Source organism: Nitratidesulfovibrio sp. SRB-5 (genome assembly GCF_019931275.1).
Classification (GTDB): domain Bacteria; phylum Desulfobacterota; class Desulfovibrionia; order Desulfovibrionales; family Desulfovibrionaceae; genus Cupidesulfovibrio.
The window spans coordinates 366,252-378,756 of record NZ_JAIOTY010000001.1; the positions used below are offsets into that span (position 1 = coordinate 366,252).

The 12,505-nt window shown below is 66.0% G+C and carries 7 protein-coding genes and 1 pseudogene; 6 read left to right on the plus strand and 2 right to left on the minus strand.

Annotated features, from left to right (window positions below; translation table 11 throughout):
* The first annotated feature begins 170 nt into the window (after positions 1-170).
* Together fdnG and K6142_RS01415 are read left to right on the plus strand one after the other, a co-directional pair.
* Positions 171-3,198: pseudogene (gene fdnG, locus K6142_RS01410) on the plus strand (formate dehydrogenase-N subunit alpha).
* Positions 3,199-3,205: 7 nt separating this feature from the next.
* The gene (locus K6142_RS01415; protein WP_190244830.1) at positions 3,206-3,940 is read left to right on the plus strand and encodes a 4Fe-4S dicluster domain-containing protein; all 735 of its coding nucleotides are present in this window, start codon (positions 3,206-3,208) and stop codon (positions 3,938-3,940) included.
* Positions 3,941-4,051: 111 nt separating this feature from the next.
* Here K6142_RS01415 and K6142_RS01420 read toward each other — a convergent pair whose 3' ends face one another.
* The gene (locus K6142_RS01420; RefSeq protein ID WP_190244831.1) at positions 4,052-4,660 is read right to left on the minus strand and encodes a TetR/AcrR family transcriptional regulator; all 609 of its coding nucleotides are present in this window, start codon (positions 4,658-4,660) and stop codon (positions 4,052-4,054) included.
* 389 nt (positions 4,661-5,049) lie between these two features.
* Between K6142_RS01420 and K6142_RS01425 the strand changes: the two genes are divergently transcribed.
* The 4 genes from K6142_RS01425 to K6142_RS01440 are packed head-to-tail and all read left to right on the plus strand — an operon-like array spanning position 5,050 to position 11,690.
* Positions 5,050-5,739, plus strand: coding sequence for a CerR family C-terminal domain-containing protein (locus tag K6142_RS01425; protein WP_190244832.1), 690 nt, complete (start codon positions 5,050-5,052; stop codon positions 5,737-5,739).
* Positions 5,740-5,756: 17 nt separating this feature from the next.
* Positions 5,757-6,959: an efflux RND transporter periplasmic adaptor subunit gene (locus tag K6142_RS01430; RefSeq protein WP_190244833.1), complete on the plus strand. Its 1,203-nt coding sequence runs from the start codon at positions 5,757-5,759 to the stop codon at positions 6,957-6,959.
* A gap of 16 nt (positions 6,960-6,975) precedes the next feature.
* A complete protein-coding gene (locus tag K6142_RS01435; RefSeq protein ID WP_190244834.1) occupies positions 6,976-10,173 on the plus strand; it encodes an efflux RND transporter permease subunit in 3,198 nt (1,065 codons plus the stop codon).
* Positions 10,170-11,690 (plus strand): efflux transporter outer membrane subunit, encoded by a 1,521-nt coding sequence (locus K6142_RS01440; RefSeq protein ID WP_190244835.1) that lies wholly within the window; start codon positions 10,170-10,172, stop codon positions 11,688-11,690. Before K6142_RS01435 ends, K6142_RS01440 begins: the two co-directional genes overlap by 4 nt.
* A gap of 132 nt (positions 11,691-11,822) precedes the next feature.
* On the opposite strand, the gene K6142_RS01445 is transcribed toward K6142_RS01440, so the two are convergent.
* Positions 11,823-12,500, minus strand: coding sequence for a class I SAM-dependent methyltransferase (locus K6142_RS01445; RefSeq protein WP_190244836.1), 678 nt, complete (start codon positions 12,498-12,500; stop codon positions 11,823-11,825).
* Positions 12,501-12,505: the final 5 nt, after the last annotated feature.

The window sequence follows — 12,505 nt, forward strand, 5'->3', positions numbered from 1 at the left end:
GATAGACACATATAGCTGATAACGTGGAAGAAAGTGACTTCCCATATTCGAGTGGTGTGATATGCAGGACATGCTGGGCGTCTGCTTTCGCGGGGCGGCATGCCGTTTCCCGCCCGCGCCCGGTGCGCACCTTTCGCGCGCAACCCGCATCCCTCGTCAGGAGGCACACCATGAAAATGAACCGGCGGGGCTTCATCAAGCTCGCTGCCACGGGTGCAGTGGCCACCGCGTTCGGGGGGCTGGGCATCAGCCTTGCCCCGGTCGCGGTCCATGCCGAAGGGTTGGCCATCGACAAGGCCACCCTGACCACGTCCGTCTGCTGCTATTGCGCCGTGGGCTGCGGCCTGCTGGTCTGGACCGACCCCGCGACCGGGCGCACCATCAACATCGAAGGCAACCCGGACCACCCCACCAACGAAGGCACCCTGTGCCCCAAGGGGTCGTCCATCTGGCAGACCGCGGAGCAGAGCCAGCGCATCACCAAGGTGCTGTACCGCGCCCCCGGCAGTGACAAGTGGGAAGAGAAGTCGTGGGACTGGGCGCTGCCGCGCATAGCCCGCAAGATCAAGGACACCCGCGACGCCTCGTTCGAGGCCGTCAACGACAAGGGCCAGCCGGTCAACCGCACCCGCGCCATCGCCTCCGTCGGCTCCGCCGCCATCGACAACGAGGAGGGCTGGCTGCTGCAAGCCATGCACCGCTCGCTCGGCCTGGTGTACCTGGAGAGCCACGCCCGCATCTGACACAGTTCCACTGTGGGGGCTCTGGCAGAGTCCTACGGACGCGGCGCGATGACGAATCACTGGATCGACCTCAAGAACAGCGACGTGTTGCTCATCATGGGCAGCAACGCGGCGGAAAACCACCCCATCTCGTTCAAGTGGGTCACCCGCGCCCAGCAGCGCGGAGCAACGCTGATCCACGTGGACCCGCGCTTCACGCGCACCTCGGCCAAGGCGGACCTGTACGCGCCCATCCGCTCGGGCACGGACCTGGTGTTCTTTGGCGGGCTGATCAGGCACATTCTGGATAACGAGCTGTATTTCAAGCAGTACGTGGTGGACTACACCAACGCCTCGTACCTTGTGGGGCCGGACTACGACTTCAAGGACGGCCTGTTCTCCGGCTTCAACCCGGAGACGGCCAGCTACGACCGCAGGAAATGGGCCTTCGTCACAGACGACAAGGGCGTGACCCTGAAGGATCCCACCCTGAAGGATCCGCGCTGCGTCTTGCAGGTGATGCGCCGCCACTACGCCCGCTACGACCTGAAGACCGTGGTGGACGTGACCGGCATGCCGGAAGACAAGGTGCTGGCGGTGTGGAATTCCTTCGCCTCCACCGGCAAGCCGGACAAGGCGGGCACCATCCTGTACGCCATGGGCCAGTGCCAGCACACCGTGGGCGTGCAGAACATCCGCGCCCTGTCCATGATCCAGATGCTGCTGGGCAACATCGGCATAGCGGGCGGCGGGGTCAACGCGCTGCGCGGCGAATCCAACGTGCAGGGCACCACGGACATTGCCCTGTTGTGCGACAACCTGCCCGGCTACCTGCCCATTCCCCGCGCCACCTGGGCAGACTACGACGCCTACGTGAAGGCGGGCACCCCGGTCACGGCGGATCCGCAAAGCGCCAACTGGTGGTCAAACATCGACAAGTACGCGGCATCCCTGATGAAGGCCATGTACCCCACGGTGGACCACAAGGAAGCGTACACCTGGCTGCCCAAGATCGACGACACCAAGGTGGTGGAATACTCCTGGCTGTCGCTGTTCGAGCGCATGTACAACGGCGGTTTCAAGGGCGCGTTCGTGTGGGGGCAGAACCCCTGCGCGGGCGGGGCCAACGCGGGCAAGAACCGCAAGGGCATGGCCAAGCTGGACTGGGCGGTGATGGTCAACCTGTTCGAGAACGAGACCTCGCTGTTCTGGAAGGGGCCGGGCGTGAACCCCAAGGACGTCAAGACCGAGGTGTTCTTTCTGCCCGCGTGCATGAGCGTGGAAAAGGACGGCTCGGTGGCCAACTCCGGTCGCTGGCTGCAATGGCGCGAGAAGAGCGCCAGGTTCATGGGCGATTCCCTGAGCGACGGCGACATCGTCATCCGGCTGTTCGAGGAAGTGCGCAAGCTGTACAAGGCAGAGGGCGGCAAGTTCCCGGAACCCATCCTGAACCTTGATACCGCCTACCTGAAGGACGGCGCATACGACGCCAGCGCGCTGGCCAGGCGCCTCAACGGCACCTTCCTGAAGGACGTGACCATCGCCGACAAGCAGTGGAAGGCGGGCCAGCAGGTGCCCGGCTTTGCCGCGTTGCAGGCCGACGGTTCCACCGCGTGCGGCTGCTGGATATTCTCCGGCTGCTACACCGAGCAGGGCAACATGATGGCCCGGCACGACCGCACCCAGACCCCGGAACAGGCGGCCATCGGCCTGTTCCCCAACTGGTCGTACGCCTGGCCCGCCAACCGGCGCATCCTGTACAACCGCGCCGGGGTGGACCAGACGGGCAAGCCCTTCGACCCCAAGCGCGCGGTCATTGCCTGGAACGGCGAAAAGTGGGTGGGCGACGTGCCCGACGGCGGGTGGAAGCCCGGCGAAAAGCTGCCGTTCATCATGGTGCGCGAAGGGCGCGGCCAGTTGTTCGGCCCCGGGCGCGTGGACGGCCCCCTGCCGGAACACTACGAACCCTTCGAAAGCCCGCTGGCGGGCAACCCCCTGTCGCCGCAGCGGGTCAACCCCACGGCCCTGCACTTCGCCCACGAGGAAAAGGCCGTGCGCGACCCGCGCTTCCCTTACGTGTGCATACCGGGTGACCGAGCAGTGGCAGTCCGGCACCATGACCCGCAAGACCGCGTGGCTGAAGGAAATGCAGCCCGACGGATTCTGCGAGATGAGCCGCGAACTGGCGGCGCAACTGGGCGTGCAGAACGGCGACCAGGTGGTGCTGGAATCGGTGCGCGGCAAGGTGCAGGTGGTGGCCATCGTCACCCCGCGCCTGAAGCCGTTCACCGTCATGGGCGAAACCGTGCACCAGGTGGGCATTCCCTGGCAGTTCGGCTGGGGCCAGAAGAAGAACGCCACGTTCGATTCGGCCAACCTGCTGTCGCCTTCGGTGGGCGACCCGAACACGGGCATTCCGGAGACGAAAGTCTTCATGGTGAACGTGAGAAAAGCCCAGTCCGGGAAGCAAGGGTAGGTGAGCCATGAGCGAGAACAAGGGCAAGACCTTCTTCATCGACCAGACCCGCTGCACCGCCTGCCGTGGCTGCCAGGCAGCATGCAAGCAGTGGAAGAAGCTGGCCGCCGACGAAACGGTGAACACCGGCAGCTACCAGAACCCGCCAGACCTCAACGGGCACACCTTCAAGCTGGTGCGCTTCAACGAGGTGGAAGTGGACGGCAAGCTGAAGTGGGTGTTCTTTCCCGAGCAGTGCCGCCACTGTCTGGAGCCGCCGTGCAAGATGATGGCGGACGCCTTCATCCCCGGCGCCATCATCCAGGACGAGGCCACCGGCGCGGTGATCTACACGGAAAAGACGAAGGAACTGGACTACCAGACCATCCGCGAGGCCTGCCCCTACGATATCCCCCGCAAGGAGGAATCCACGGGCCTGCTCACCAAGTGCAACATGTGCATCGACAGGGTGCGCGCGGGCATGCTGCCCGCCTGCGTCAAGACCTGCCCCACCTTCACCATGCACTTCGGCGACCGTGACGAGATGCTGGCCATGGCCCGCGCGCGGCTGGCCGAAGTGCAGAAGAAATCCCCGGCGGCCCTGCTGGCCGATTCCGACCTCGTCCGGGTGCTGTACCTGTGCGAGGTGCATCCCAGCCATTACCACCATCACATGGTGGCCGACGCAGGCGGCGCAACGGACCGCATCGGCCCGTTCAGCCGCCGGGCGCTGCTGGCCATGCGGCCGCTGCGCACGGGGTAGGGCCTGTTCGGGCTGCCCGGGCAGTAGCCCGCATCCTCACCTTCTGACCAAGAAAAACGGGCCGCCCGCAATCGCGCGGGTGGCCCGTTCCGTTTGTATGACCGCAACCGGCTATGCCGCGTAGGCAGCCAGAAAGACGGAGACGGCGGCCTCCACTGCGTTGCGCGCTTCCTCTTCGCTCACTTCCGTCTTCACGCACAGCATCACCGGCATCTCCACGGTGGACTGGCACAGGGCCAGGAAATGTTCGGCGGCCACGTCGGCGTCGGGTATGCGCAGCACGCCCAGTTCGTCCGCCCGTGTCAGGTATTCCGCCAGCAGCCGCCTGCCGCGCAGGATGCACGTTTCGTAGAAGATGCGCCCGATCTCGGGAAAGCGCGGAGACTCGTGGTACAGCAGGCGCATCACGGCCTGCGGGTCCTTGTCGGTGATGAGGTTGAGGTACCGTTTGCCCAGCAGGCGCAACACCTCGTGCAGATCGTCGGCGTGGGGGGGCAGGTCGAACACGGTGGCGCCGCGCACGCGCACCCTGTCTTCCATGTAGGCTTCGAACAGGGCCTCCTTGCTGTCGAAATAGGCGTACAGGGTGCCCTTGGAGCCGCCAAGCGCGCTTGCGATGCGCGACATGGACGTGCCCTGATAGCCGTGTTCGAGAAACAGCGGACCGGCGATTTCGAGGATTTCGGCCCTGCGGTCACGTGGGGGGCGGCCTAGCGCCATATGCGTCTCCTGCCTCGATGAAGTTTTCGCAACATAACCCGACATGGGGGGAGTTGACAGGCACATGTTCAAACCGTACTGTACGGTCAATAAAATATAGGGCTCAGGGCGGGAAACGCAAGCACGAATCCGCAGCATGCCGTTTCTGAAAGGCATCGTTGCGGAACGAAAGGGTTTGCATTTCACGTGCGTGCGCGTCGCCCGACCGGCGAAAGCCGGAGGAACCGGCGTCAGGCGCCCGATGCACCGCAACTGCGCCATTGGCGGCATGTTGTCCCGGCCATGATGGGGCCGGTTTCGATCACACTCCATGACGGGGTGTGATGATTTTTGGGTGGCCCTTCACGCACGCCGCATTGGCGCGGCAGGGGCGCACGGCCGGAGGGGGCATGCAGGAGCAGCAGGATGACGAAACGCGCGCGCGACTGCTGCGCGCGGCCAGGGTGGTCTTTGCGTCCGACGGGTTGAAGCGCGCCACCATCCGCAAGATCAGCACGCTGGCGCGGGCCAACATCGCGGCGGTGAACTACCACTTCGGCAGCAAGGAAAACCTCTACGTGGCCGTGCTGCGCGACCACCTGGAGCAAAAGCTGCGGCGCAACCCGCGCGATGCTGGCGTGAGCAGCCTCACTTCTCCGCGCGGGCGCCTGCGGGCTTACGTGCGCAGCATGCTGACCCAGTTCGCCTGCGATGGCGACGCGGTGTCCGCACGTCTTGGAAAGCTGCTGTCACAGGAATTCGTGCAGTCCTCGTCGCGGTGTTTCCAGACAGTCATCGAGAGCTGCTGCGGGCCCGCGCACGCCATGCTGCTGGACATCGTGCGTCAGCTCCTGCCCGGCAGCGACAGCCGGACGGTATCGCGCTGCGCCGGGAGCATCATGGGGCAATGCGTCCTGCATGCCCACGCCAGCGAAGTCATACGTCTCATTTCACCCGACATGGTGCTGAAGCCCAGCAACGTCGAATCCATGGCGGATTTCATCGTCGAGTTCACCCTGGGCGGTATCGAGCGTCTTTCTGTCGGTCTGCCCGGTCACTCCCCCTCCCCCATACGGGAGCAACGTTCAGAAATTGCATGAAAGGTTCAGGAAAATTAATGCGCAACACCATGAGACACGCACTCGTCGCCCTGTTTGCCGTGCTTGCCACTGTGGTCGCCGGTTGCGGCCAGGACAGGCCCGCCGCCGGTCCGGCCCCGGAACCGGAAGCCACGGTGGTCACCATCCGCCCCGGCACGGTGACGCTTTCGACCATCCTGCCGGGGCGCACAGCTGCCCTGCTTGTTTCCGAGGTTCGCCCACAGGTTGGTGGCATCATTCAGAAAAGACTGTTCCGTGAAGGGGCGGACGTGAAGGAAGGCGAGGTGCTCTACCAGATCGACCCTGCCACCTTCCAGGCCGCGTACGACAGCGCCAAGGCCGTGCTGGCCAGGGCCGAGGCCGCCGTGGAGCCCGCCCGGCTCAAGGCCGCGCGCTACGCCGACCTGGTGAAGACCAACGGCGTGAGCCAGCAGGACAACGACGATGCCCAGGCCGCGTACAAGCAGTATGTGGCCGAGGTGGCCTCGGCCAGGGCAGCGCTGGAAACGGCGCGCATCAACCTTGGCTATACCCGGGTTGTCGCGCCCATTTCCGGGCGCATCGGTCGTTCCAGCGTAACCCCCGGCGCCCTGGTCACCGCCAATCAGGCCAACGCCCTGGCCACGGTGCAGAAGACCGACCCGGCTTACGTGGACGTTACCCAGTCCACCGGCGAGTTGCTGCGTCTTCGGCGCGCCCTGGCCGAAGGGCGGCTGCGCAAGGCCGGGACCGACGGCGCGAAGGTGAAGCTGCTGTTCGAGGATGGCAGCGCCTATCCGCTGGAGGGCACGTTGCAGTTCTCTGACATTACCGTGGACCCGGACACCAGCGTGGTGACCCTGCGCGCCTTGTTCCCCAACCCGAAGCGTGACCTGTTGCCCGGCCTTTACGTGCGCGCGGTGCTGGAAGAGGGCGTGGACGAGAACGCCATCCTGGTGCCGCAGGCTGCCGTGACCCGCGATTCCAAGGGCAACCCCATGGTGTTGCTGGTCACCGCCGACAACACGGTGGAGCGCCGCTCCATCACCGTTGACCGCGTGGTGGGCAGCGACTGGCTGGTGGGCAGCGGCCTTGCCGCAGGCGACCGGGTAATCGTGGAAGGCCTGCAGAAGGTGCGGCCCGGCGGCAAGGTGAAGGCCACCGAGGCCGTCGCCGCCGATGCGTCCGCCGCATCCGGACAGGCTCCCGGTACGGCGGCCACCCCGGCCGCGCGCCAGTAGGCGGGGAGTGTAGACCATGTCCAGATTCTTCATTGACCGTCCGGTCTTTGCCTGGGTTATCTCCATCATCATCATGCTGGCGGGGGCCTTGTCGATCCTCAGCCTGCCCATATCGCAGTATCCCAAGATCGCGCCCACGTCGGTCACCATCAGCGCACAGTACCCCGGCGCTTCCGCCAAGACCATGGAGGACACCGTCACCCAGGTCATCGAGCAGAAGATGAAGGGGATCGACAGCCTGCGCTACATGTCGTCCACCAGTGACTCCACCGGCCAGACCTCCATCACCCTGACCTTCGATGCGGACACCAACCCCGACATCGCGCAGGTGCAGGTGCAGAACAAGCTCTCGCTGGCCACGCCCCTGCTGCCGGAAGCCGTGCAGCGTCAGGGCATCACGGTGAACAAGAGCACCTCCAGCTTCCTGATGATCATCGCGCTGGCCTCGGATGATCCGTCCATGACCGGTCGTGACCTCAGCGACTATGCCGCCACCTACCTGCTGGATCCCATCAGCCGCGTGGACGGTGTGGGCGAAACCATGCTGTTCGGTGCCCAGTATGCCATGCGCGTCTGGCTCGACCCGCACAAGCTGCTGAACTACAAGATGACCCCGGCGGACGTCAGTTCCGCCATCACCGCCCAGAACGCCCAGTTGTCCGTCGGCCAGATCGGCGGCACCCCGGCCGTGCCGGGGCAGGGCATGAGCTTCACCATCCTTTCGCAGTCGCTGCTGCAGAACCGCGAACAGTTCGAGAACATCGTGCTGCGGGTGAACCCGGACGGCTCCACGGTGCGCTTGTCCGACGTGGCGCGGGTGGAGCTGGGCAGCGAAAGCTACGACAGCGTCTCCCGCTTCAACGGCAAGCCCTCCACCGGCATCGCCATCAAGCTGGCCACCGGAGCCAACGCCCTGGATACGGTAAGCCGCGTGCGCGCCATCATGGGGGAACTGGCCAAGAACCTGCCCGAGGGCATCCGCTGCGTGTTCCCCTACGACACCACCCCCTTCGTGCGGGTGAGCATCGAAGAGGTGGTCAAGACGCTGGCCGAGGCCATCGTGCTGGTGTTTCTGGTCATGTACCTGTTCCTGCAGAACATGCGGGCCACCATCATCCCCACCATCGCCGTGCCCGTGGTGCTTTTGGGTACCTTCGGCGCGCTGGCGGCCTTCGGGTTTTCCATCAACATGCTGACCATGTTCGGGGTGGTGCTGGCCATCGGCCTTCTGGTGGACGACGCCATCGTGGTGGTCGAAAACGTGGAACGCATCATGACCGAGGAGGGCCTGTCCCCACGTGAAGCCACCCGCAAGTCCATGGGTGAGATCACCGGGGCGCTGGTGGGCATCGCGCTGGTTCTTTCGGCGGTGTTCATCCCCATGGCGTTCATCAAGGGTTCCTCGGGGGTCATCTACCGCCAGTTCTCGCTCACCATCGTCTCGGCCATGACCTTGTCGGTCGTGGTGGCCCTTGTGTTGACCCCGGCCCTGTGCGCCACCTTCCTGAAGCCCATGCACAAGCACGAGCATCAGGCCCAGGGCGGGTTCTTCGGCTGGTTCAACCGCATGTTCGACCGTACCAGCCGGGGGTACCGCAATCAGGTTTCCGGCGTGGCGGGGCGTGTGGGCCGGATGATGTGCATCTACCTCGTGCTGCTGGTCTGCGTGGGCTACCTGTTCCTGCGCCTGCCCACGTCGTTCCTGCCGGAAGAAGATCAGGGCACCATCTTCAGTCTGGTGCAGTTGCCCACCGGGGCACCGCAGGAACGTACCCTTGAGGTGCTGCGACAGGTGGAACACCATTACCTGGTGGATGAAAAGGACACGGTGAATTCGCTGTTCACGGTGGCGGGCTTCAGCTTTGCCGGGCGCGGACAGAACGCGGGCCTTGCCTTCGTGCAGTTGAAGCCGTGGGACGAACGCAAGGGCGCGGGCATGAGCGCATCGGCGGTAGCCGGGCGCGCCATGGGTGCTTTTGCGCGCGTCAAGAACGCCATGATCTACGCCTTTACCCCCCCTGCGGTGACGGAACTGGGCAACGCCTCGGGCTTCAACCTGTTCCTGCAGGACCGGGCGGGCATCGGCCACGAGGCGCTGATGCAGGCCCGCAACCAGTTGTTGGGCATGGCCGCGCAGAATCCGGCCATTGCGGTGCTGCGGCCCAACGGCATGGAAGACACGCCGCAGTTCCAGATCGACATCGACCAGGCCAAGGCGGGCGCGCACGGGCTGGCCATGGCTGATGTGAACAGCGTGCTGTCTACGGCACTTGGGGGCAGCTACGTCAATGACTTCATCGACAGGGGGCGCGTGAAGAAGGTCTACCTGCAGGGTGACGCCCCCTTCCGCATGATGCCGGATGACATCAACGACTGGCACGTGCGCAATGCGCAGGGCAACATGGTGCCGTTTTCGGCCTTTGCCTCCAGCCGCTGGACCTACGGTTCGCCGCGACTGGAACGCTACAACGGCCTGCCCGCCGTGGAACTGCTGGGTTCCGCCGCGCCCGGCCGCAGTACCGGCGACGCCATGCAGGCCATCGAGGAAATGGCGGCCAAACTGCCCGCCGGCGTGGGCATAGAATGGACAGGCCTGTCCTACCAGGAACGCATGAGTGGCTCGCAGGCCCCGGCGCTGTACGCCATCTCCATCCTGGTGGTGTTCCTGTGCCTGGCCGCGCTGTACGAGTCGTGGGCGGTGCCCACGGCGGTCATCCTGGTTGTGCCGCTGGGCATCATCGGGGCGCTGGCCGCCACTCTTGGCCGGGGCATGAACAACGACGTGTTCTTCCAGGTGGGGCTGTTGACCACCATCGGCCTTGCGGCCAAGAACGCCATCCTCATCGTGGAATTCGCCATGCACCTGGTGAAGGCGGGCAAGCCGCTGCTGGAAGCCACGGTGGAAGCCGCGCGCCTGCGGCTGCGGCCCATCCTGATGACATCGCTGGCCTTCCTGCTGGGCGTGCTGCCCATGGCCATCAGTACGGGCGCGGGGTCCGGCAGCCAGCGGGCCATCGGCACCGGGGTCATCGGGGGCATGCTCTCGGCCACGGTGCTGGCGGTGTACTTCGTGCCGGTGTTCTTCGTGATGGTCTACAAGTTCGCCACGCGAGGGCGAAAGGGCGCCAGGCCGGGTTCATCCGAATCCGCAACCGCCGCCGCCCTGCCTTCCAACGACAATCCTGCCGGAACTTCCGGTGAGGTGACGCGATGAACCGCCTGACTTACACCCGCAAGATCGCCCGGCTGGCGGCAGCGGCGGCGTTTGTCGCCCTGACCGTCACGCCGCTGGTCGGCTGCTCGCTGATACCTGAATACCACCGGCCTGCCCCGGACCTGCCCGCCGCCTGGAACGCGGGCGGGGCGGCGGGGAAAGCTGCCACGGCAGCCACCATGCCTTCCACCATTCCACAGGACTGGCGGCAAGTGGTGGCGGATGCCCCCATGGCCCGGCTGATCGAACTGGCGCTGGCCGACAACCGCGACCTGCGCGTGGCCGTGCTGCAAATAGAGAAGGCACGCGCCCAGCACGCCATTGCCCGGGCCGACCTGTTTCCGCACATCGACGCCAGCGGCGGGGCGGACATGGGCCGCACACCAGCCCCGCTGTCGTCCACGGGCCGGTCGTACACCGCGCACACCTATTCGGTGGGGGTGGGCTTCAGTTCGTTCGAACTGGACCTGTTCGGGCGTGTGCGCAGCCTGAAGGAACAGGCCCTGGAACAGTATCTGTCCACGGATGCCTCCGCACGCAGCGTTCAGCTGACCCTGGTGGCCGAGGTGGGGCAGGCCTACCTGACCCTGGCCGCAGACCGCGAGAAGCTGGACCTTGCGCGCGAGATACTGGAAACGGAACGTGCCTCGTTCGAGGTGGTGAAGAACCGGTATGACAGGGGCATCGCCGGGGAACTGGACGTGGTCCGGGCCCAGACCACGGTGGATACGGCCCGCGTGAACGTGGCCGCAGCCGAGGCCACGGTAACGGCAGACGAAAACACTCTGGCCCTGCTGGTGGGGGCGCCCCTGACGCCGGACATGACCCCGGCCCGCAAGCTGGCCGACGTGGCCCCGCTGGCCGATGTGCCCGCCGGGCTGCCTTCGGAAGTGCTGGCCCGCAGGCCCGACGTGGCGGCGGCGGAGCATGCCCTGAAGGCGGCCAACGCCAACATCGGCGCGGCGCGGGCGGAATACTTCCCGCGCATCGGGCTGACCGCCAGCTACGGCAACGCCAGCACCGAGATGAACGACCTGTTCCGCGCGGGTTCGCGCACCTGGAGCTTTGTCCCGCAGGCCACCCTGCCCATCTTCCATGCAGGGGCCATCCGCGCCGGGGTGGAGTCGGCCGGGGCGGAGCGGGACATTCAGGTGGCCCGGTACGAGAAGACCGTGCAGACCGCGTTCAAGGAAGTGTCCGACGCACTGGCGCAGGGCACGTCGCTGACCACCCAGGCCGAGGCGCAGGCCTCGCTGGTGCGGGCCACGGGCAAGGCGTACGCGCTCTCCACCCAGCGCTACGAACGCGGCGTGGACGACTACCTGTCCAAGCTCGACGCACAACGGTCACACGCCACAGCCCGGCAGAACCTTGTGTCCGTTCTGCTTTCGCGGCAGAGCAACCGCCTGACCCTGTTCAAGGCGCTGGGTGGCGGATGGGACGGTCAACCCATGCCCGGCACGGGACCTGCGGCTTCGGAGGGGAACGGGGCACCCGCCTCTGCCGCCATCAACTGACGGGCTGCCTGCCCATCCACTGCCCGTTCGTCCCCTTCCGGTTCCTCCCCGGAGGGGGACGACGCACGAAACACAAGCCCCCGCGACCGTTCGCGGGGGCTTGCCGTTTTGCCGGGGCACGGGGTGCTGCGCCTACCCGGCCTTGCGAACCACGAAGGCGCAGCGTCCCTTCTCCCTGCCGCCGGTGGGCAGGTTCATGAACTCGTGCAGCAGGATATGGCAGGAAAGCCCGCGCAGCATGTCGGCCACCCGTTCCGGCGGGTGCGAATCGTAAAAGAATTCCCGGTCGAACATGGTGTCGGTGAAGGCCGGGTGGGCGGACCCGCCCGCGGTGAGCATCAGCCGCCCGCCGGGGCGCAGGGCCCGCACGGCCCCGGACAGGATGTCCGCATGGCGCGCGCGGGGGATGTGGAACAGGCAGTCCCACAGGATGACGGCGTGGCAGGCCTCGTCGAAGGGGTAGGCCTCCAGGGGCGTGACCCGCCACCGGGCCTGCGGAAAGTGCTGGCGGGCCACTTCTACCATGGCCGGGGACTGGTCGATGCCCAGCACGTCGCAGCCGCGGCGCAGCACGTATTCGGCCATGGGGCGCCCGGTGCCGCAACCGGCGTCCAGCACCAGCGGCCGTGTCTTCGCTTGCCCGTGCAAGTCGCCGGGTACGGCGGGGGCGATTTCTTCCAGCAGCAGGTCCAGGTAGGCCTGTTCGCGGCCGTAAAAGGCATGGCGCGCCCTGTCCCATTGCGGGGCCACGGCGTCGTACGAGGCCAGGTTCAGCGTGTCGGCGGGATGAGGCGTGGTGTTGTGGGGCATGCCGG

Bases quoted from the DNA above. Each gene is read 5' to 3' on its own strand.
- K6142_RS01435 (WP_190244834.1), top strand. From the start codon at position 6,976: ATGTCCAGATTCTTCATTGACCGTCCGGTCTTTGCCTGGGTTATCTCC.
- K6142_RS01445 (WP_190244836.1), bottom strand. From the start codon at position 12,500: ATGCCCCACAACACCACGCCTCATCCCGCCGACACGCTGAACCTGGCC.
- K6142_RS01425 (WP_190244832.1), top strand. From the start codon at position 5,050: ATGCAGGAGCAGCAGGATGACGAAACGCGCGCGCGACTGCTGCGCGCG.
- K6142_RS01430 (WP_190244833.1), top strand. From the start codon at position 5,757: ATGCGCAACACCATGAGACACGCACTCGTCGCCCTGTTTGCCGTGCTT.
- K6142_RS01415 (WP_190244830.1), top strand. From the start codon at position 3,206: ATGAGCGAGAACAAGGGCAAGACCTTCTTCATCGACCAGACCCGCTGC.
- K6142_RS01420 (WP_190244831.1), bottom strand. From the start codon at position 4,660: ATGGCGCTAGGCCGCCCCCCACGTGACCGCAGGGCCGAAATCCTCGAA.
- K6142_RS01440 (WP_190244835.1), top strand. From the start codon at position 10,170: ATGAACCGCCTGACTTACACCCGCAAGATCGCCCGGCTGGCGGCAGCG.